Genomic DNA, 20,093 nt, shown 5'->3' with positions numbered 1-20,093 from the left:
GGTGCGGGACGGGAATCCCGCACCAGCGGTCCCGCAGCCCAGGGACCGGAACCGATCTAGGAGTGGGATGTACAGCACCACCCCCCTGCTGTTGAGCACCTCGGCGACGCTCCTCTCGGGCGACCGGGTCTTCGTGGGGAACCAGCCCGACGACTTCGCGATCGGACCACTGGCCGGTCCGGCCGACAGGATCTGTGTCCTGGGGCTCGGGTACGGGGGGTCGCTGCGGCCCTTGCGGGCCACGGCGCCCGGCAGCAGCATCACCGCCGTGGATCTCGACCCGGACATGGCGGGCGTCACCGGCGCGCTCTTCCGGCAGCACTTCCCGACGGTGCGGTTCGACGCGGTGGTGGCCGACGCTGCCGCCTTCCTCGACGGATCCGACCCCTACGACCTCGTCGTCATTGACGTGTACGCGGGCGAGTCCTACCCCGCGTTCATCCTCCAGGAGCCCTTCTGGCAGCGGGTGCGGCAGGCCCTGGCCCCCGGCGGAACCGCCCTGCTCAACGCCTGGGGGCTGCCCGGCCATCTCGAACCGCTGTTCCCGCCCTCCCCCCAGCACCGGCTGGCCTCCCTGCTGGCCCCGCTGTGGCCGGACGCCCGCTACCTGTCGTGCCGCCGCAACATGACGGTCGTCCTGCGGGACACCCCCGCCGCGGCACCGCTCCGGACCCCCGTCTCCGCCTCGCCCTCCGCCCCCGCCTCGCCCGCCGCAGAAGGGCTGACGCCCACGGACCGGGCCGTGACGGCGCTGCAGCGGCTCCGGCTGGCGCACGCAGAGGAGTTCCGCGTACCCGCCGGCGCCCCCGCGCCGAACCCCACGGAGGATGTCCCCCTCACCCCCGAGCAACTGGACGCGGAGATGGCCCGGCGCTGGCCCACCATGCTGGCCGAGGTCCGCACCTGCGCCGAGGCGATCGGCGTGGACGCCTCCGTGATCGGGACGCGCGAGTTCTACACACGCCCGGACGTGGCACTGCCCGTCACCCTGGAACTCGCCCGGCGCGACCGTCCGGCGGCATCCCTGCTGCCCAACGTGGCCGCTTCGCTCACCTTCGCCGGGGACACCTCGCTCGGCTGGTTCGGGGAGTGGGTGGCGAACGAGGCGGAGTCACTGGCCACCGAGCACCAGGGATGGCTGGTGCGTACGGCGCTCCCGCAGGCGCTGTGCATGGCCGCCAACCCGCTGGTCCCGGACTGGTCCTGGACCGAACCCCTGCTGAAGCGCGTCGCCTCGGTGACGGCGGGCTCATGAGCAGGGCGTCCACCGCCCCGAGGACGCCGCTGCCGTCGAGGTTCTGGGTCTTCTGGTCCTGCCTGACGGCCGGCAGCGCGGCGGACGGCATGACGCTGATCGCGCTGACCTGGGCGGCGTCCACCGTGACGGACAGTGCCCTGGCCATCTCCCTGGTCGCCATGGCGGAGCGCCTGCCCTGGCTGCTGTTCGCCCTCCCCATGGGGGCCGTCGTCGACCGTCTGCCCCGGATCGCGCTGATGGCGACGGCGGGTGCGGTCCGCGCCGTCGCCATGCTGGCGCTGGGCGGTCTGCTCCTGACGTCGGACGGCTCCATCGGTCTCCTGGTGGCCTTCGCCCTGTTCTTCGGGACGACCGAGGTCGCCTACGGCATCGCCGCCGACACGGCGGTCCCGCTGCTCGCCGCGGGCGGCGTGGCCCAGGCGAACGGCCACGTCCGCGCCAGCCAGATCCTCTCCAACGACTTCGTCGGCCGCCCCCTCGGCGGGCTCCTCCTCAAGGCCGGACTGGCCGTGCCCTTCCTCGGCAACGCCCTGCTCAACGGCGCGTCGGCGGGGGCCCTCCTGGCACTGCGGCGCCGGATCGAGGACCCGCCGCCCGCCGCCCGAGACGGCTCCGTCGGGACGCAGGCGTTGCACGGTCTGCGCCTCGTCCGGCGCGATCCGCTGCTGCGCCTCCTGGCGGGCAGCGCGGTCGTGCTGAACACGCTGTACGCGGCCATGCTGGCCGGACAGGTGCTCTTCGTCCGCGAGTCCCTCGGCCTCGGTTCCCTCGGGTACGCCCTGCTGCTCTCGGCGGCAGCGGTGGGCGGCGTGGCCGGCAGCCAGTACGCGCGCCGCCTCCTCGACCGGCTGGGCGCCGCCCGCTCCCTGCTGACCGCGCTGCTGACCATGGCGCTGTGCTTCCTCGGCGTCGGGTTCCTGCCCACGGCGCCGGTGGTCGTCGTGCTCTACGCGATCGCCTCCGCCGCCGTGGCGTTCTGGAGCGTCAGCACCCTGACCCTCCGGCAACTGGCCGTCGACACGCACGTACTGGGCCGGGTCAACGCAACGTTCCGCATGGTGACGTTCGGGATGAGCGTGGTGGGCATGCTCCTCGGCGGCGTCCTCGTGGAGGCGGCCACCGGGCCGCTGGGCCCCGAGCAGGCCCTGCGGGTCCCCTACTGGCTGGCCGGCGTGCTGTACCTGCTGCTCCTCGTCTTCCTGAAGCCCCGGCTCACCGCTGCCGGTTCCGACGCACGAGAGGAAGGAGAACCCGATGGACAAGACACTCCAAGTGGTCGATGACTTCTACGCCGACCCGGACCGGGTGCGCGCCCTGGCCCTGGAGAAGGGCCGTTGGTCACCTCAGAAGACCGACGAGGGCCGGACCTACGACTCGGAGACCTACAACTCCTTCGCGGGGAGCGAGACCGCGGACGCGTTCGCGCGGATCCTCGGCATCCAGGTGCACCACGACCCGGCGCGCATGGGCTTCGGGGTGTTCGCCTTCACCGGGGAGAACGCCAACGCGCCGCTCACCACGCACTTCGACGACACCGACTGGGCCGGCATCGTCTACCTCACGCCCCCCGACCGGTGCGAGGGCGGGCTCGCCTTCTTCCGCCACCGGGAGAGCGGACTGACCGGCCCTCCGGACGAGGCGAAGGCGAAGGAGCTCGGCTACCGCGACCGCGACCACTGGATCGAGGAGGTCTACTACCCCGACAAGGTCCGGCCCGACGCCTGGGAGGAGATCTCCCGGGTGAGCATGGTCTACAACCGCCTGGTCCTGCTCAGGGGCGGTTCGCAGTTCCACCGCGCCAGTTCCGGCTTCGGCGCCGCCCCCTCCGACGGACGCCTGACCCAGCGTTTCTTCTTCGACGAAGTGAGGGCCTCGTGATGCGGAGCAGACTGATCGTCGTCGACGACTTCTACGCCGACCCGGACACCGTGCGCGCCGCCGCGCTGCGCTCGGACTTCCGCAGCGCCAGCCGCTACAACTACCCCGGCTGGCAGAGCAGCAAGGCGCTGAGCACGGACGCCCTCCAGCGTGCGATCGAGCGGATCGTCGGCTCGCCGGTCCACGTGGACGGGGAACGGCTCACCTGGGGCGGCTTCCGGGTGATCACCGAGGAGACCGGGCGCGGCACCAAGGTGCACGCCGACACCGCCGTCGACTGGGCGGGCATGGTCTACCTCACCCCCGGCGCGCCCTCCTCCGCCGGAACCGGCTTCTTCCGGCACCGGGAGACGGGCCTGCGCAGGCCACCGTCCGACCGGGTGGCCCGCTCCCTCGGCTTCGCCGACGCCGACGCGTTCGAGGAGGGCGTCGCCCGGCGCGACATGGCCGACCTCGGCAAGTGGGAACTGCTCGACTGGGTGGCGCCCGTGTACAACAGGCTGGTCCTCTTCCGGGGATGCGAGTTCTACCACGCGCCGCTCGGCGGTCTGGGCGACCGGCCGGCCAACGCCCGGATCACCCACAACTTCTTCTTCAACGAGGTGCGTCCCGTCCCGTCCGCCGTACGCAGGATGCCCGCCCGACAGGAGGCGGTGGCCCTGTGAGCACCCCCGGCGTCACCCGGGCCCTCGACGGTGAACTCCTGATCGTCGACGGCTTCTACCAGGACCCCGACCGGGTCCGTGACCTGGCCCTCGCCGCGGAGTACCGGGACTTCGGCGAGGCGGCGAACTTCCCGGGGCTGGAGAGCGTCAAGGCCTTCGCCTCGGAGGGCCACGCCCGCAGGCTCGCGGAGATCGTCGGCGGTCCCATCCACCACGACCCGCGGCGGTGGGTCTTCGGCAAGTTCCGGGTGGCCACCCGGTCGGACAGCGGGCGCACCCGCGTGCACCTCGACTTCGTCGACTGGACGGCGGTCGTCTACCTCACCCCGCCCGAGCACGCCAAGGGCGGCCTGAGCTTCTACCGCCACCTCCCCACGGGCCTGGACCGGGTGCCCGAGGACGGGACGCTGGACGACTTCGGGTGCCGCACCAAGGAGGAGTTCGACCAGCGGTACGTGCTGCGCGACACCGGCCGGGAGGACCGGTGGGAAGCCATCCACCACGTGGACCTGGCCTACAACCGGTGCGTGATCTTCAAGGGCGGCCGCCTCTTCCACGGCATCACCGAACTGTTCGGTGACGCACCCGGGGAAGGGCGGCTCACGCAGAACTTCTTCTTCATGGACGGGGAGAGCGGCCACGGCTCCCCGGAGAGCGGGGAAAGGACCCGGACCCATGCGTAGTCTTCTGGAACTGGTGCTGGCCGAGACCGGTGAGAGCGGCGCCGATCCCGACGCGTACGCCCTCGTTCCGCTGGACGGCCGGCTCCAGGGACCCGGCGGCGCCGATCCCGTTCTCGCCTCCCCGTTCCCCGCCGCCGGCGTGACCCCGGCGCGTACCGCGGCCGAGGTGGCGGGCCCCGGCCTGGGCATGCGGTGCCTGGCGCTGGTCGTCCGCGAGGAAGGCCTGCTGCGCACCGTGGCGGTGGTCGACGGATGGCTCCTGCTCCGCGGCCACGGCGCCGACACCGATCTGCGCGGCGCGGACCTGCGCGGCGCCGACCTGACGGGGGCCCGGCTGACCGGGGCCGACCTGACCGGCGCCGACCTCTCCGGCAGCCGGCTGGAGAGCGCCGACCTGGCCCGGGCGACGCTGCGCTCGTCCGACCTCTCGGGCGCCGTCCTGCGCAGGGCCAGTCTCTTCGGCGCGGACCTCACGGAGGCCGACCTGCGCCGCACCGACCTGCGCCACTCGGACCTCCGGGAGTGCACGTGCGCCCGGGCCGCCTTCCGGGGCGCCGACCTGTGGTCCGCGTACGTGTGGGACGTGCCCTTCGACGAGGCGTTCACCGAGGGCGCGGACATCGAGCGCGCGGACTACCGGGGGACGCATCTTCCCAAGCCCGCGAACGCGCGCATCTGAAGGAGCCGCAGAGATGACAACGGCTGAGTTCCTCGGCCTGCCCCACGTCTCCGGACGCGGGCCGCGGCGGCCCCTGCGGGTGGCGCTGGTGTGCATGCCCTGGGCGTCGCTCGACATGCCGTCGATGGCGATCAGCACGCTGGCACCGGTGGCGCGCGCACTGGACTTCGTCGAGGAGGTCGACACCTTCTACGCCAACATCCGGTGGGCCGACCACGTCCACGAGCACACCGGGGGCCGCATCGGCAGCGAGGACTACCGGCGCATCGTCGACGGGTACTACGTGGCGACCGGGGAGTGGGTCTTCTCCCCGGCCCTGTACGGCTTCGAGGAGCCGCTGGACTCGCCGTTCCACGCGGCGGCGACCGGCAGCGGCGCGGACCTGACGGCCGCGTCGGAGATGTACCGGCTCAGCTCGGGATTCGTCGGCCGGCTCGCCGACGAACTGGTCGCCGGCGGGTACGACGTCGTCGGCATGACCAGCACCTTCGACCAGAACATGCCCAGCCTCGCCCTGGCGAGCGCCCTGAAGGAGCGCGCACCCCGGGTGGTCACCGTCATGGGCGGAGCCAACTGCGACGACGTCCAGGGCGCGGCGCTGCACCGGAACTTCGCGTGCCTGGACTACGTGGTCAGGGGCGAGGGCGAACTCGTCCTCCCCCGCCTGCTGGACCTCCTGTCGCGGTCCGACCCGGACGGCTCCCCGCCCGCCGAGGACCTCGCCGCCGTGCCGGGCCTGTGCTGGCGCAGCCCCGACGACAAGTCGACCGCCAACGAGCAGCCGCGGACCGTCGTACCGATGGACTCGGTCCCCGAGGCCGACCTGAGCGGCTACTTCGACACCTTCCGGGCGGCCCGCTCGGTCGCCGGCGTGGAACCCAAGGTCCAGATCGAGGGGGGCCGGGGGTGCTGGTGGGGGGAGAAGCACCACTGCACGTTCTGCGGTCTCAACGGCTCCCTCATGGCGTTCCGCGCCAAGTCCTCCGACCGCGTGGTGCGGGAGATCGAGAACGCGGTCCGCGCCCACCACATGCTGGACGTGGTGTTCGCCGACAACATCATGGACATGGGCTATCTCCGCGACCTGCTGCCGCGGCTCGCGGAGAAACCCTGGGACCTGCGGCTCTTCTTCGAGATCAAGTCGAACCTCGACATCGGCCAGTTGAAGGTCCTGGCCGAGGCCGGTGTGGCCCAGGTCCAGCCGGGCATCGAGAGCCTCAGCACCCACGTGCTGCGGCTGATGCGCAAGGGCGTGACCGGCTGGCAGAACGTGCGCCTGCTCCGCGACTGCCGTACCGTCGCCGTCTTCCCCGGCTGGAACTTCCTCTACGGGTTCCCCGGCGAGACGGACGCCGACTACGACGAGGTCGTCGAACAACTGCCGGGGCTGTGCCACCTCACCCCGCCGGAGGGCGTCTACCGCGCCGTCCTCACCAGGTTCAGCCCCTTCTTCGACGACCCCGCACTCGGCCTGGAGAACCTGGGCCCCTCCGGCCTGCTCAAGAAGGTGTACAAGCTCCCCGCGGACGAGGTGGCCGACATCAGTTACGTGTTCGAGAGCCGGCCGGCGGGCATCGCCGAGTCCGCCGCCGAACGTCTGCGGGCCGCCGTGGACACCTGGCGCGCCAACCACCAGGGCCGCAGGCTCGTCGCCGTCCCCGAGGACGGCACCCTGCGGATCGTCGACGAGCGCACCACGTCCGCCTCCGAGGAGCGGCTCGACGACCCGCTGCTCGTGGCGGCCTTCCTTGCCACCCTCAAGGGCCGCTCCCCCGCCGCGGTCACCCGCGAGGTGACGGTCCAGGGGCACCGGACGACGGAGGAGCGGGTGACCGCGCTGCTCGAGGAATGGCGGGCCAGACGCTGGCTCTTCCACGAGGACGGCCGCTACGTCGCTCTGCCCACGGGACTCGGCCATGAGTGAATCCACCATCGCGACCGCCCGGCCGTCCGGCCGTTCCACGCTCCTCGTGCCGCACTCGCCCGAGGAGCCCTGCGGCAGGGACGCCCTGGCCTCCATGGCCCGCTCCGGGATGCGCGGCCTGGTCGTCGACCGCCCCGTCCGACTCTCGACCACCACCGCCGCCGCCACCGCCCGCTTCCTCCACCTGCTCGTTGAAGCCGCGGGCGCGGGGCTGCGGGTGTACTGGGACGGCGACATCGGCGACCTCCCGCAGGCTTCGCTCCAGCACCTCGACCCGCCGCGGCACGAAGGGGTCCCGGCGTGGCCCGTCCCACGGGAACCCCTGCTCACCCACCGGCGCGGCCCCGGCTTCCTCCTCCTGGAGGACCTGCGCGATCCGGCCGCACCGCGCCGCTGGACCGTTCCCGACCACCCCTGGGGCAGGGTGCTGCGCGCGTACGCCACGCCCACCGCGCCGGACCCCGCCGACCGGGAGGCGCTGGCCGTCCTCGAGGCGCAACACCTGGTCCTGCGGCTCGGGGACGGGGACGGCGGCCTCTGCCTCGCGCTGCCGGTGCGGTTCGCCTATGCGAGGTCCTGAGCGATGGACCGGAAGGACGCCCCGCACGGTGCCCTCGTCACCGCCCGGCTGGCGAACGGCCTCACCGTCGTCGCCCAGCGCGACGCGCTCCTGCGGGATCCGCACGTCCACCTCCGCCACGACGTGGGCTCCCGACACGAGCGTCCTGGTGAGCACGGGCTCGCCCACTTCCTCGAGCACCTCATGTTCCGCGGCACACCGCGCCATCCGGACTTCCTGGGGACGCTCCGGCGGGCCGGCGCCCGGGACGTCAACGCCTCCACCAACCAGGACCGCACGGCCTTCACGATGACCGTCCCGCGCGAGGAGCTCCGCAGGTCCCTCGCGATGGAGGCGGACCGCACGGCGCACCTGCCCCTGGCCCTGGACCGGACGGCGCTCGCGGAGACCCTCGCCGTGGTCCGGCGCGAGGAGGAGGAGCGGGGCGGCCCGTCCGGCCGGGCCGCCGCGCTGCTCTTCGCCGAGGCGTTCCCTCCCGGTCATCCCTACCGGCACCCGTCCATGGGCGACACCGACCTGCTGGGCCGCCTCCTCCCCGAGCAGGTGGCCGGCTTCCACCGCAGCCACTACCGGCCCGACGGCGCCACCCTCGTGGTGCTCGGCGACGTCTCCCCCCAGGCCGTGACCGACGCCGCGGCGGCGACCCTGGGCGCCCTGCCCCGCCACCCCGCGCCGCCGGACCCGCCGGCGCCGGACCGGTTCGGCCGACGCCCCGGCGGGGTCGTGCACGGCCCCGCCCGGCCCCGAGGGGCCCCGCCCCAGGTGCACGTCATGGCGCACACGCCGCCGTACGGCACCGACGAGCACGCCGCCTTCGCGGCACTCGCCGCGGTGCTCGGGAAGGGCCGGGGCAGCCGCCTCTTCCGCGACGCCGTCCGCGGTCGGGGCGTCGCCGTCCCCGCCACCGAGATGGTGACGGCATGGGAACTCGAACGGGGCGGTTCCGTCCTGTTCGGGACCGTCACCGCCACGGCCGGCACGAGCGGGGAACGGCTGCTGGCGGAGGTCCGCTCGGTCCTCGCCTCGGTCTCCGACGGCCTGACCCCCGGTGAACTCGACCGTGCCGTGCGGCTCCTGCGCCGCGAGAGGTACGAGGCGCTCGACGACCCCACCACGCGGGCGGAGGCCTTCGCCGCCCATGTCCGCCTCCGAGGCTGCCCGGCACACGCCTACACGGCGGCGGACGCCCTCGCCTCGGTCACCGAGAACGACGTCGTGCGGGCCGCCGGGCTCTGCCTGCCCGGCGCGACCTTCCTGGTCCAGGAGCCGGTCGGCATGCGGGAGGCGGTGGTGATGGCATGACGAACGGTGGCGCAAGCGGTTTTCGTGGTGCGAGCGATCCTGGTGGCGTGAGCAGTCCTGGTGGCGCGAGCGGTCCTGATGGCGTGTACAGCGGTGACCACGTGCTCGTCCGGCTCGTCCCCGTCCACCTGCCGGGCAGGCTCTCCGCGGCCGCCTGCCTCGTCCTCCACCACGGCACGGCGGGGAACCCGCTGGGGCAGGAGGACACCGCCCGCGCCTGGACCACGCTGCTGCGTCGCGGCTCCGGCCACGCCGCCGAGCAGAACCTCGAGGCCGGGCTGGAGCGGCTCGGCACCACGTTCGCGGCCGACGCGGGCGCCGCGTCCACCCGCCTCGTCCTCAGCTCGACACCGGACGACCTCGAGGACGCGCTCGCCCTCCTCTCGCGCACCCTGACGTCCTTCACTCCCCGCACGGAGGACGTCCTGCCCTTCCTCCACCGCTGGAACCGGGCGCTCGCGGCCGCCCGCGCGGCTCCTGGGGGCTCGGCCGGCGTGCTGCTCCGGCGGGCGCTCTTCCCCGGCGACCGCACCCCGCACCCGGAGCCCCGGGAGGGAACAGCGGAGGAGGGCGTCGACGTCGACGCGGTCCTCGCCTTCCACCGCACCGTTCTGGGCGCGCCCCGCGACCTGGTGGTGGCCGCCGACCTGAACCGCGTCGACCTCGACGCCTTGGCCCGCCGTCTGGTGCCGCCCCCGCCGGACGGGTCCGCGCGGACGTCACCGTGGTCCGCCCGTGGTTCCGGTCCCGTGGCGGCGGCGGGCACCGCCGTGCCGGTGCGTCCGTTGACGCTCCGCCCGTCCACCGGGCGGAGCGGTGCCTGCGTGATCATGGTCGGACTGCGGGCGGAGAGCCGCGGGGACGCCACCCAGCACCTCGCCGTCGCCCGGGAACTGCTGGCAGGATCGGCGTCGTCCCGGCTCGCCCGGACGCTGCGCGACGCCCACGGGCTGGCGTACGCGGTGCACGGTGACGTCCAGGACGACGGTGCGGCGTGTGTGCTGCGGCTCCGCTTCGAGGTGGCCCCGTCCCGCGCGCCGGAAGCCGTCGCCCTGGCTCTGCACGAGCTGTTCCGCCTGGCGGGACAGGAGGTGGAGGACGAGGAGTTGGCCGAGGCGTGGCGGGGCTGTCGGCGCGAGGACGCGACGTCCGGCAGCCCTGCGGCGGTCGCGGTGGTCGCGGCGGCCCGCTCGGCTCCGCCGCCGACGCCCACCGGTCCCGCTCCGGCCGGTCCCGCTCCGGCCGGTCCCGCTCCGGCCGGGCCGGGGCAGGCCGGTGTCACCCCGGCCGCCTACAGGCGAGCGATGGGACGGCTGGTCCGCGCCGACCGGGTGGCCGTGGTGGTCGACGGGGCGCTCGACGGCCCGGACCGCGTGGCCGAGGCCGTCCTCGAGGTCGCACCGGGAGTGGCCGGCGCGGACTCCCTGACCGCCTACGCCCGGCGCGTCACCGCCCACGCGGCCCTCGGCGTCTCGGCGCCTGACGCACACCCATCGTCGACCCTTGCCCAGGGCGGCGTCCCCTGACGTTAACCGGCCTGCGCATCCCAGTAGTTGAGCGGCGCCACGGCGGCGCTCGCGGAGAGCCGAAGTTCCTGCCCGTGGTCTCCGAACGGGCCCGCGCCGAGCTCAACGCCATAGCCGCCCGCAAGACCCGCCCGCCCATGCAGAAGACCCGGCCGCTCTCGCAGCTGCGCGCGTGGTGGAAGACGAGCGCGATCCTCACCTCCGGGGTCGCCGCCGACGTCATCACCTCCCTCCTCGACCACGCCCGCGCCGTAGCCGCGGCGATCCGGGCCCGGGTCGCCGCCGTGGTCGATGTCGCGCTGGCGGCCGTCGACGTCACCGCGACCGTCTTCGTGATGAACCAGGGCGGCCGTTTCCACCGCCGGCACCTGCTCGCCGAAGCGCGCCGCCACCTCGCCCTGGTCCTGCGCGGCCGACGGCGCGATCCCGGTCTGGACGACCAGGTGGTGGCCGCAGCCATCTCCACCCACTGCCTGGACATCACCGAGCCGAAGACCGTCCGCGGCCGGGAAGCCGCCTACCGCCTGTACACCGCCCGCAGGTCCCTGTCCGACCTCCCCGCCCGCCACCGACCACCCACCCTGGCGCCCGACCCGGACCGGCCACCCCCGACCGAGCCCGGCAACCCGGCCGCGCACCGGCCCCCGGGCGGGGATGCGGGGGAGTGGGAGATCCCCCGCATGCTGCTCCAGTACGACCGTGCCGTCCTCGCCGGCGCCGCGGGTGCGGGAGAAGTTGCGCGCTGAACCGTGAAGGAGAACAGTAGTTGCTGCGCCGCCGGGTCTACGGCGCCGACCACGACCCCGGCCCCCGGCCGGGCCGCTCCTACGCCGAGCTGGTCGGCGGCCCCCTCGACGGACTGCTGCCGGACATCGACGGCTGGCCCACCGAGGGCATCGACGACGGTGTCGCCCTGAGCACCGAGCTGACCCGGTGGCCCGGCGGCCGCGCCCTGTACGACCCGCGGCCCGGCGAGCCCCGCGGGCCCGGTGTCGTCTGCCGCCTTCACCACTCCGGCGACACCCCCTGACCAGCGCACCCTGCCGCCGCTGCTTCCCGTCCCGGGCTTGCCGGTTCACCTCCGGTGGGTGGTGCGGGTGCGCCATGCTGGCGGCAGCAGCGTTACGAACGACAGGGAGGCGATGTGGGGGTATCACGGGTCGACGAGCCGGATCGCCGGTGCGTACTGCCCGGTGACGTCTCCTGGCTGCTCGAGGTGCAGTACCTGGAACAGCGCGTCCTCCCTGCCCTTGCCCGGGCGCCATGGTAACTGCGGACCGGTTCGACGAGGATGCGTTCGTGCTGCCGGGCGAGACCTACCTGGCGGTGGCGGACACACTCGGCCGTCTGGCCGAGTACTGCTGCCCTGCGCCGGCGCCGAGGACGGCCTCGTCCTGCTGTTCCTGCTCCCGTGGGAACTGGACTACCTCTGGCAGGTCCTCACGGTCCTCCGCCGCGCACAGGCTGGCGACCCCGACGCCGCGGAGGTCCGCGAGCTGCTCCACGACGTCGGGTTCGGACTCGACCGGAGCGTCGAGCAGATGGCTGGGGATCTGCAGCGGGTGCGGGCGGTGCTGACGCTGGACATCCCGGCCGTGCGGACGCTGGCCGACGCGATCCTCACCCGTCGGCCTGCGCTCACGGTCGCCGGCCAACTGCTGCCGGCGGGGCTGCAACCTTCCCCCGGGGCCACGGGACGGTTCCGCGGCCCGCAGCCAGCGGCGCCGGACGGAGGGATCACCCGGCTGGCGCGGTGACCGCGTTCGGTTGAGGGGCGCGGAGCTGGTCCGGAAAGCGCCTCGCCGTCCACTGGTCCGGCACCACGGAAAACCGGAGCCGGCAGGCGGGCGGCCAAGGCCGGCGGCGCTGCCGGAAGCGGCGCAACATGCCTGTTCTGACCAGGCACGCGGCCTCGCGGGCACTGTCGTGAGGCCTGGTGGTCACACCACCTCGAGCGTGGTGATACCGCTGACGTCGGTCACGCCGGTGGTCAGGCATCCGAGCACGTCGAGACTCGGATAGACAACGACCTCGTGGACGATGTGGCCTGCGAAGAGCCCGGAGCCGATGGTGCCGATGCTCGTCACGATGGTGCTGCCCGTGCTGCGGGTGACGACGGTGGTGACCGCCGCGTAGCTGTGCTGACCGTTGCTCCAGATTAGATCGAGTGTGGGGTAGGTGATGGGCGGTGCGACCAGGCAGTTCGCCTCCGTCGTGTAGTCCAGGCCGGTGCTGGCGGACGTGACCGTCGGGTACTGCGGGTCGAGCTGTACGTCGAGGCACGACGGGTAGTCATGGGTGGACGTGATGTGCGTCGTCCGGTTCGTGGTGGTGAGGGGCGGGGAGTAGTTCTGGTCCGCCGTTCCCGTGCAGACGACCAGGGCCAGGTCGTCCTGCTCGAAGGCCGTGGCGGCTGCCGAGGTGGTGGCGGCGAGGGCGGTGATGCAGGCCGTGACGAAAGCGACCGCCATGACGGTTAAGCGTCTTCTCATCAGAGGGTTCCTTTCATAAGGGATGGGACGAACGAGTGGGTGATCACCGCGGGAACAAGGCTGCACAGGTGGTCTGCAAGGGCTGTCTCCCGCATCGATAACGGCCCCCGGGCACCGGCCCTTGAGGAAGGGGGCCGGGCAGGTGGTTCGAACATCTCTGTGCACACCCCCACCCCCGGCCAATACACGGCGCGTCTTCTGTCAACGCTGCCGAGACGGACGAGGTGGCCTGTCGATTTCCGTCGTGTGATGACTCTTCGGTGTCTGCCGAGGGCGTCGCAGGCGGTACTGCAGACTGTCATGTCCGCGTGGCGCGCAGGGCCGTGTCCCGCCGGGTCAGTGCTGAGCGGTGGCCGGTTGCGGGTCGAGTGCCGAGAGGATCCGCAGGACGTCCAGCGCACCGGGGTGGCGGCGGAACCTGGCCAGCCGTGCCCTCAACTCCCGCGACATCAGTGTCGCCCGATGTGACCGGAGCGCCGGGTACTCCTTGGCGAACAGCCGGCCGTAGAGGCACGCTTCGTCGACGAGGCCCTGGTCCAGCAGTACCAGGGCGAGTCGGGCCTGGCTGAGCGCCCGCAGGCAGTTCTCGTGTTCGGCACGGGGCTCGGCCGCGGACCGCAGGGCGGCGAGCGCCGGCTGGACGTGCCCCAGCCGGTGCAGGACCTGCCCCGAGCGGTAGGCGAAGCCGGCCGGTGAGTACCGTGCGAACGGCCCGTCCCCGGAGGCCGTCCGCCCCAGTGACCGTTCGGCCGCGGACAGATCCCGGCGAGCGTCGTCGTGTTCTCCGGCGACGGCCCGCGCGTGGGCGCGCTGGACGAGGACGAAGGCCCGGAGGTCACCGTCCTGGGTTCGGCCGACGGCGGTGACCGCCGCGTCGGCGAGTTCGACGGCGTAGCGCGGAGCCCGCATACGCAGCGCCTGGACGCTCATGGAGCGGAGCGTCATCGCACGGGTCCTGTCGTCCCCGCCCTCGGCGGCGGCGTCCAGGGCGAGGAGGTGGTAGCGCTGGGCGAGGCCGTGGAGGCCGGCGTCCGCGGAGGCGCCTGCCAGTATGTAGGCGAGACGGGCGGTCACCGACACGAGCGCCACGCGCACTTCCGGCAGGACCGCCTGGGCCAGCAGGCCCCCGATGTCGTCACCGAGGTAGGAGGCCAGCGCGCCGCGGGCGTGCGCGCCACCGAAGCGGATCCAGTTCGCGTAGAACTGGTCGGCGACCACGCCGGCCCTGTGGACGTCGGCGGCCCCCACCTTCGCCTCCGCGCCGGTCCGTCCTTCATCGGCTGCCGGGCGGGGGCGGCGCGCGTCCGGAACCCGGCGTTCCTGGTAGACGTAGGTCCGCAGCTCCGACCGTTGCTTCGGCTCCGTGTCGGTCCGGGCCAGGGCCACGAGGCCGGAAAGGGGGTCCGGCGGCACCGGGGCCGGCGTGGACTCCGTCCGGCCCGCGGCACGTTCCCGGAGCAGCCCCGTCTCCGTCGCGGCGACCAGACGGCCGGTCCTGCGCGTCAGTATCTCCGCCACCACCTGGGCGACGAAGGCCTGGGGCCGGGATCCGGCCAGCCAGTGGGCCACCGAGGTGCGGTCGTACCGCAGCTCGACACCGTGCGCGGCGGCAAGGCGGTTGACCCTGCGGGCCAGTTCGGCCGAGGTCAGGTCGGCTTCGGTCAGCAGCTGTGCGAGTGCTTCGTTGCGGCGGCGCGGGTGCGGAGACACTGGCGACGCCTTGGCATGCGGTCTCGGCGATCTGGCTGGTGGTGCAGATGGCGTCCAGAGGATTGGCTGCGGCCACAGGACAGCGCTGCCGAGCCCTAGCCGGACGAGCGCTCCAGGCGGCGGGAAAGATGGAGCTGAGGCCGGCGGTCCGTCGGCCCGCCGTCGGAGCCAGGATGAGGAGACGGTGCCGGTCTTCTCCACGCCTGGTTCTCCGTTCTCGGGGCTGGGGCCTGATCTGCCGGTATCGCTCGGGAGCGGCCAAGGGCTTCCGGTGCGTCCTGAAGGAAAGACGACCGGGCATAGGTGAACGTCCTGTCCCAGCCGAAGCGCGGTGAGCCCTGGTGCGAGATCGACGTTGACGACCGTGCCGTCGCCGTCGGCGCTGTCCCGAGCCGCCCGGTCGCTGATCTGCCGGAGACGAAGGCCCCCGCCCACGCCACGGCTCGGGGCGCCTTCGTGACCCTGCCGCGCCGGTGAGGCTGGGGTGGCCTTCTTCACCGGCGCCGCGAGTGCTTCTGCTGCGGCACCGAGTTCGTGCTGGCCGGGCCGTCCGCTCGTTCGGGATCGTCCGGATCAGACGATGAGCAGTGTCGACAGTCCGGACACCCTGGTCAGACCGCTAGTGGTGAGGCACGGCAAGGGGTTGAGCAGATCGGGGATGATCTCGGTGGTGACGTTGACCGTCGATCCGGCGTACCGGCCGGCCGTGACCGTTCCCAGGGAGACGTAGACCTGTGTGGCTCCGGCGACATCGATCTCCACGCCGGTGACCTGGATGGTGGAGGTCTGCCCGTTGCTCCAGTACAGGTGCGCTGTCGCCGTGCTCGGGAAAGCGACGCAGGTGGCGTCGGGTACGAAGCCGCTCTCCGCATAGGTGACGGAGGTGACGCCGTCGTTGAGCGGGCAGGAGGAGTAAGTGCCGTTGGCCTGGTAGGTGACGTCCCGCGGTTGCGTCAGGTGCAGGCCCGGGTTGTAGTCGGTGACCTGCTGCCCCAGACAGGTGACGAGCGCGGACGGTCCGGCGGCGGCCTGGGCGGCCGTCGTCGGCAAGGTCGCGCCGAGCAGCGCGGCCAGCAGAACGCCCGCCCGGGCCAGCCGGACCAGCGGCCTGCGAGCAACGCGTATGACTAGGCGGTCGGTTCGTTCCATGTCTGCTCCAGTCAGGTCTGCCCGGACGAGGTGTGTGCCTCGAGGCTGCCGGTACGGCCGCGTCCGTGGGGTCTTACCGTCGGTCATGCGCTTGGTGGCGTCCAGGGTGCGCGCACGGACAGAGGGAGCGCGCCTTTCACACGGGAGCGCAACGGGGCGTCCCGGCGTGTAGCTGATAGGCGATGAACATCGTCGCCGCCACCACCTTCTACACCCTCACGTTCTTGGAGTAGGTGACGCACCGGCTCGGGTGGGCGTGGGAGGTTTCTTCCGCAAGCAGCTTCTGGACTGGCTGCTCGGCAGTGCCTTCTGAGTGGTGTCGCTGGGGGCGTTCGGTAGGGTTCCAGGGTGCTGGCCGTCCGGTCTGCGCTTTCCGGGGGGATGACGAGACGAGGGCCATGCCCGAGCAAGCGAGCCCGCCCGCGATAGCACCGACCGGGCCTTCGGGCCCGTCGGTCGAGGCGGCACGGATGGCGGCGGTGCGCCGTTACGACATTCTCGACACCCCTCCGGACGGCGCCTACGACCGGGTCGCGGCGCTGGCTGCGCGCCTGTTCGAGGTGCCGGTAGCGACCGTCACGATCGTGGATGAGGACCGGATCTGGTTCAAGGCCACGCACGGGCTGGAAGGCGTCACCGAGATCGGCCGCGATCCGGGCCTGTGCGCCTCGGCGGTCCTGACCGATGACACGACCGTGATCCCCAACACCCTGCTCGACCCGGTCGCCTGCTCCAACCCGCTGGTCGCCGGCCCGATGGGAGTCCGGTTCTACGCAGCCGCTCCGATCATCACCGCCGACGGGTACCGGCTTGGCACGGTCAACATCCTCGACACCCGCCCCCGCGAGATCAGCGAGGCCGATGCCTCCACCCTCGGAGATCTGGCCGCGGTGGTGCGTGACCAGTTGGAGCTGCGGCTGTCGGCACTGAACGCCGTACGCGCCGAGCAGGAGCGCCGCAAGGTCGAGCAGGAGAGGCGCCAGGCGGAGGAAGAGGCCCGCCAGCGTGCGGAGCGGGACAAGGCGGCCATCGCCGCGTTCGCCTCCACCCTGCAGCGCACGCTGGTGCCTCCCGCTCTGCCCGCGGTACCGGGCCTGGAGTTGGCCTGCCATTACCAGACCGCCTCCCCGCAGGAAGTGGGCGGCGACTTCTACGACGTCTTCCCCGTCGACGGCGGCCGGTGGGCGTTCTTCCTCGGCGATGTGTGCGGCAAGGGCGCCGAAGCCGCCTCGGTCACCTCACTGATCCGCTACACACTGCGGGCCGCAGCCCTCGTTGACGCCGATCCCACGGCCGCGCTCAAGGCCCTGAACACCGCGCTGCTGCTGGACGCGGCGGTCGGCACCCGCTTCTGCACCGCCGTCTTCGGCCTGCTCGATCCCGCCCCGGACGGCGGTTTCACCGTCACGCTGGCCACCGGCGGCCACCCGCCCGCCTACCACCTCAGCCCCACCGAGGACGGCGGCATGCGGGTGGAGGCGGTCCGCGCCAAGGGCGGCATGCTGGTCGGCGCCTTCGCCGAAGCCGCCTTCGCCTCACGCACCCTGCACCTGGCACCCGGCCAGGGCCTGCTCCTCTACACCGACGGGCTCACCGAGGCACGCACAGCCGACGGTGACATGCTCGCCGATACGGGCCTGACGGACTTCCTGGCCCGGCGGCCGACGCCGGTCAGCGCCGGCCGCCTGATCGACGACACCATCGTCCTCCTGGACACCCTCCCCGACACCGAACGCGACGACGTGGCCCTGCTGGCCCTGTCCGTCCCCACCCCCGACGCCGCTCCTGCCGGCGTCACCACCACCGCCCACAGCGCCGCCGCCCCGACCGCCGACACCTCCGTCGGGCAGGAGAACCGACGCCCATGACCGACGCCTTCCACATCGACGTCCCGCACACCGACGGCACCCTGGCCGTGATCGCCCTGTCCGGCGAATTCGACATCACCACCGCCCCCGCCGTGCGGTCCCGCGCCCTGCATCTCATCGCGAACGGCCACCCGCACCTGATCGCCGACCTGGCGGGCGTCACCTTCTGCGACTCCTCCGGCCTGGGCGCCCTCATCGGCATCTGGCGCTGCGCCAAGGACGCCGACGGCTCCCTGACCCTGGCGGCGATCCCCGACCGGCTGGGCCGCCTGCTCGACGTCACCGGGATGGACACCTTCCTGCCCGCCCATCCCACCGCCGACGCAGCCCTCGCCGCACGCCAAGGCAACCGCACCACCGCCTGAAACCCTCGCCCGCCGGGGCGGCACCAACAGCCGGCGAGCGCTGCACGGGCCCGGCCTTTCCTCCCACCGGGCACGGGGCATGGGCAGGCGCGTCGCGACAACGTACTGGTCGCTGTGCGCGCTTGGGCTACGCAGTGCGACTGGTGCGCCTCCGCCGTCGACGACCACACCCGCCTCGCCTGCAGCGAGATTCCCCCCGACGAGAAGGTCGCCACCCGCACCCGCTTCCTCCTCCGCGCCACGGCGTTCTTCAACGCCCACGGCATCACCCGCACCGAACGCGTCCTCACGACAACGCCTGGGCCTACCACAAGGGCCTCACCTGGAAGCAGGCTCTGACCCGGCTCGACGCCACCGGCAACCTCACCCGGGCCCACCGTCCCCAGACCAACGGCAAGGTCGACCACTTCAACCGCACCCTCGTCGAGGAATGGGCCTACGTCCGCCTCTGCACCAGCAACCACGAACGCACCGCAGCCCTGGAGGGCTTCCTCTACAGCTACAACTACCGTCGCTGCCACACTGCACTCGGAAGCCAGCCGGGTCACGGCCAACCTCCCAGGCGTAATGCCTGGCGACGTTGTTGACGGGGCTGATGGGCCAGGACCACCGCCCGCAGTGCCCGGACCGCACCGCGGCCGGGAGACCGTCCGCCCACCGCACCCGATGGCGCGCACCGGCTATGCCCCGGTTCCCCCCCGAGGAATCCACCGGATCACGGCCGTGCCGGTGGGGGAGAAGGTCACCGGGTTGACGCTCGCTGTCGGTATCGCCGACGCGTCCGCGGTCCGGGCCGGGCTGGTGGAACCGGGGGCGGACGGCTACCTCGTGGAGGTGTCCCGCTGAGGATCCAGGAGGCGTACGGCGACGGACCGTGTCGCTCCATCACCACTCGGCATGTGTAGCTTTTGCGTGTGCATGGTGAGAATCTCGAGGGGCTGTTCGCCGAGGTGTGCCGGACGCTGGCGTCCGCCGGGTTCGACGTCGCGTCGGTGAGCGCCGAGGAGAGGGCCGGGCTGAGGGTCCGGGAGGAACGGGGAGCGGTGGTCGTGGGCTGGGTGCCGGCGGCAGAGTTGGATCCCGCTGGGCGGCCCGACGCGGAATACGAGGGCATCCGCGCAGCCTTGCGTCAGGCTCTGCTGGAGATTCTCGTCGGAGCCGGCCACAACGTCGAGGTGGACCTGGTCCACGGCGAGGTGCGGGTCATGCCGTCCTGATCCGCACCGAACCGGGAACGGGCACGGCTCCGGCCGACACGTTCCAGGGTGGGCCCCATGACCCGGAGCAGTACACGGTGAGGTATGTCGTGCAGTCTTCAGGGAGGCCGGACAGGGGCGATCGCCGGGCGGGACGGGACCTCAGGCTGCTTGTTCCGGACTATCTGGCCAGTCTGCTGATCACGTTGATTCATCCGCTGTCGACGGAAATTGCAAGGATCAATTAGGGCGTTTTTCACCTCCGGTATCTTGCAGTCATTTCACGACGAAGCGGGATGGAAGTCGGCCATAGTGCCGCGATGCTGCACCGTCGTGTGAACAGACTGCGTAGGTTCTGGGATCGGCTCGGGTTGTCCTGGGGCACCCGGCCGCACGGTTCGTCCAAAACAACCGGAGGGGGAAATCGCATGGCTGACATCGACCTCGGCGTGGCGTCCGACTGGGACGAGGGGGACACCCACGGCCGTGTCAAGCTGCGGCAGAACCAGGTCTACCCGAACTCGCCGAAGAAGGACGTGCTCATCAGCTCCCCGGTGAGCATCGAGCTGTCCGTGAACACGAACCACTCCTCCTCGCAGGAGGCGGACAAGATCTACTTCACGACCCACCACGGCTCCACTAAGAAGATCATCGCTGTGCTCGACTCCGACGGGAACTTGCACATCGCCGGCCGTCTGATCACCGAGCAGAAGGACCTCGGCTACTAGGCCGTTTCGTTCGGATCAGCGGGCTGACCAGAGGAAGATGCCAGCGATGTGGAGGCCGGCCAGGTAGATGGTCGCGGTCTTCTCGTAGCG

Annotated in this window: 20 protein-coding genes and 1 pseudogene; 18 read left to right on the top strand and 3 right to left on the bottom strand. The window is 72.3% G+C overall.

The features are described 5' to 3' along the window. Nucleotides 1-67: 67 nt before the first annotated feature. The 13 genes from ABZ836_RS09255 (at nucleotide 68) to ABZ836_RS09195 (ending at nucleotide 12,252) form a co-directional block, all read left to right on the top strand. Nucleotides 68-1,255 (top strand): hypothetical protein, encoded by a 1,188-nt coding sequence (locus tag ABZ836_RS09255; protein WP_361140912.1) that lies wholly within the window; start codon nucleotides 68-70, stop codon nucleotides 1,253-1,255. Then, on the top strand, nucleotides 1,252-2,541 hold the full coding sequence (locus tag ABZ836_RS09250; protein WP_361140910.1) for an MFS transporter: 1,290 nt from the start codon (nucleotides 1,252-1,254) through the stop codon (nucleotides 2,539-2,541). The genes ABZ836_RS09255 and ABZ836_RS09250 overlap by 4 nt, the downstream gene beginning before the upstream one ends. Continuing rightward, nucleotides 2,513-3,136: a DUF6445 family protein gene (locus ABZ836_RS09245; RefSeq protein WP_356138867.1), complete on the top strand. Its 624-nt coding sequence runs from the start codon at nucleotides 2,513-2,515 to the stop codon at nucleotides 3,134-3,136. The genes ABZ836_RS09250 and ABZ836_RS09245 overlap by 29 nt, the downstream gene beginning before the upstream one ends. Then, nucleotides 3,136-3,801: a DUF6445 family protein gene (locus tag ABZ836_RS09240; RefSeq protein ID WP_356138865.1), complete on the top strand. Its 666-nt coding sequence runs from the start codon at nucleotides 3,136-3,138 to the stop codon at nucleotides 3,799-3,801. Before ABZ836_RS09245 ends, ABZ836_RS09240 begins: the two co-directional genes overlap by 1 nt. Then, nucleotides 3,798-4,484, top strand: coding sequence for a DUF6445 family protein (locus tag ABZ836_RS09235; RefSeq protein WP_356138863.1), 687 nt, complete (start codon nucleotides 3,798-3,800; stop codon nucleotides 4,482-4,484). Before ABZ836_RS09240 ends, ABZ836_RS09235 begins: the two co-directional genes overlap by 4 nt. Beyond that, nucleotides 4,477-5,163 carry a pentapeptide repeat-containing protein gene (locus ABZ836_RS09230; protein WP_356138861.1) on the top strand — a complete coding sequence of 229 codons (687 nt, stop codon included), beginning with the start codon at nucleotides 4,477-4,479 and terminating at the stop codon, nucleotides 5,161-5,163. Before ABZ836_RS09235 ends, ABZ836_RS09230 begins: the two co-directional genes overlap by 8 nt. Nucleotides 5,164-5,176: 13 nt before the next feature. Further along, complete coding sequence (locus ABZ836_RS09225; RefSeq protein WP_361140907.1) at nucleotides 5,177-7,087, top strand: RiPP maturation radical SAM C-methyltransferase; 1,911 nt, start codon at nucleotides 5,177-5,179, stop codon at nucleotides 7,085-7,087. Next, nucleotides 7,080-7,667 (top strand): DUF5825 family protein, encoded by a 588-nt coding sequence (locus tag ABZ836_RS09220; protein WP_361140905.1) that lies wholly within the window; start codon nucleotides 7,080-7,082, stop codon nucleotides 7,665-7,667. The genes ABZ836_RS09225 and ABZ836_RS09220 overlap by 8 nt, the downstream gene beginning before the upstream one ends. A 3-nt stretch (nucleotides 7,668-7,670) precedes the next feature. Then, on the top strand, nucleotides 7,671-8,969 hold the full coding sequence (locus ABZ836_RS09215; RefSeq protein ID WP_361140903.1) for a pitrilysin family protein: 1,299 nt from the start codon (nucleotides 7,671-7,673) through the stop codon (nucleotides 8,967-8,969). A 47-nt stretch (nucleotides 8,970-9,016) separates the two neighbouring features. Continuing rightward, complete coding sequence (locus ABZ836_RS09210) at nucleotides 9,017-10,495, top strand: insulinase family protein (RefSeq protein ID WP_361140901.1); 1,479 nt, start codon at nucleotides 9,017-9,019, stop codon at nucleotides 10,493-10,495. A 74-nt stretch (nucleotides 10,496-10,569) separates the two neighbouring features. Next, nucleotides 10,570-11,241, top strand: a complete 672-nt coding sequence (locus ABZ836_RS09205) for a hypothetical protein (RefSeq protein ID WP_361140899.1) — start codon at nucleotides 10,570-10,572, stop codon at nucleotides 11,239-11,241. 20 nt (nucleotides 11,242-11,261) lie between these two features. Further along, nucleotides 11,262-11,525 carry a hypothetical protein gene (locus ABZ836_RS09200; protein WP_361140897.1) on the top strand — a complete coding sequence of 88 codons (264 nt, stop codon included), beginning with the start codon at nucleotides 11,262-11,264 and terminating at the stop codon, nucleotides 11,523-11,525. A gap of 511 nt (nucleotides 11,526-12,036) precedes the next feature. Continuing rightward, nucleotides 12,037-12,252: a hypothetical protein gene (locus ABZ836_RS09195; RefSeq protein WP_356138850.1), complete on the top strand. Its 216-nt coding sequence runs from the start codon at nucleotides 12,037-12,039 to the stop codon at nucleotides 12,250-12,252. A 183-nt stretch (nucleotides 12,253-12,435) separates the two neighbouring features. Here the strand turns inward: ABZ836_RS09195 and ABZ836_RS09190 are convergent, their stop codons facing one another. The 3 genes from ABZ836_RS09190 to ABZ836_RS09180 all read right to left on the bottom strand — a co-directional run bounded on the left by ABZ836_RS09190 (nucleotide 12,436) and on the right by ABZ836_RS09180 (nucleotide 15,846). After that, entirely contained in the window at nucleotides 12,436-12,987 is a 552-nt protein-coding gene (locus tag ABZ836_RS09190) for a hypothetical protein (RefSeq protein ID WP_361140894.1), read from the bottom strand. A gap of 336 nt (nucleotides 12,988-13,323) precedes the next feature. After that, nucleotides 13,324-14,697, bottom strand: a complete 1,374-nt coding sequence (locus ABZ836_RS09185; RefSeq protein ID WP_361140892.1) for a hypothetical protein — start codon at nucleotides 14,695-14,697, stop codon at nucleotides 13,324-13,326. Between the two features lie 573 nt (nucleotides 14,698-15,270). Then, the gene (locus ABZ836_RS09180; protein WP_361140890.1) at nucleotides 15,271-15,846 is read right to left on the bottom strand and encodes a hypothetical protein; all 576 of its coding nucleotides are present in this window, start codon (nucleotides 15,844-15,846) and stop codon (nucleotides 15,271-15,273) included. Nucleotides 15,847-16,316: 470 nt separating this feature from the next. Here ABZ836_RS09180 and ABZ836_RS09175 point away from each other — a divergent pair, with 470 nt between their 5' ends. The 5 genes and pseudogenes from ABZ836_RS09175 (at nucleotide 16,317) to ABZ836_RS09155 (ending at nucleotide 20,003) form a co-directional block, all read left to right on the top strand. Further along, nucleotides 16,317-17,714, top strand: a complete 1,398-nt coding sequence (locus ABZ836_RS09175) for a GAF domain-containing SpoIIE family protein phosphatase (RefSeq protein ID WP_361140888.1) — start codon at nucleotides 16,317-16,319, stop codon at nucleotides 17,712-17,714. After that, on the top strand, nucleotides 17,711-18,079 hold the full coding sequence (locus tag ABZ836_RS09170) for an STAS domain-containing protein (protein ID WP_361140886.1): 369 nt from the start codon (nucleotides 17,711-17,713) through the stop codon (nucleotides 18,077-18,079). Before ABZ836_RS09175 ends, ABZ836_RS09170 begins: the two co-directional genes overlap by 4 nt. Nucleotides 18,080-18,444: 365 nt before the next feature. After that, nucleotides 18,445-18,666: pseudogene (locus tag ABZ836_RS09165) on the top strand (integrase core domain-containing protein); the annotation flags it as partial. Nucleotides 18,667-18,993: 327 nt separating this feature from the next. Further along, the gene (locus ABZ836_RS09160; protein WP_356138838.1) at nucleotides 18,994-19,296 is read left to right on the top strand and encodes a hypothetical protein; all 303 of its coding nucleotides are present in this window, start codon (nucleotides 18,994-18,996) and stop codon (nucleotides 19,294-19,296) included. Between the two features lie 407 nt (nucleotides 19,297-19,703). Beyond that, entirely contained in the window at nucleotides 19,704-20,003 is a 300-nt protein-coding gene (locus ABZ836_RS09155) for a DUF6342 family protein (RefSeq protein ID WP_180219406.1), read from the top strand. The last annotated feature ends 90 nt before the right edge of the window (nucleotides 20,004-20,093 follow it).

This window comes from Streptomyces sp. NPDC047130 (assembly GCF_040643475.1).
Classification (GTDB): Bacteria; Actinomycetota; Actinomycetes; order Streptomycetales; family Streptomycetaceae; genus Streptomyces.
The sequence above is the reverse complement of the archived record's forward strand: the minus strand, read 5'-3'. Positions and strand labels throughout refer to the sequence as shown.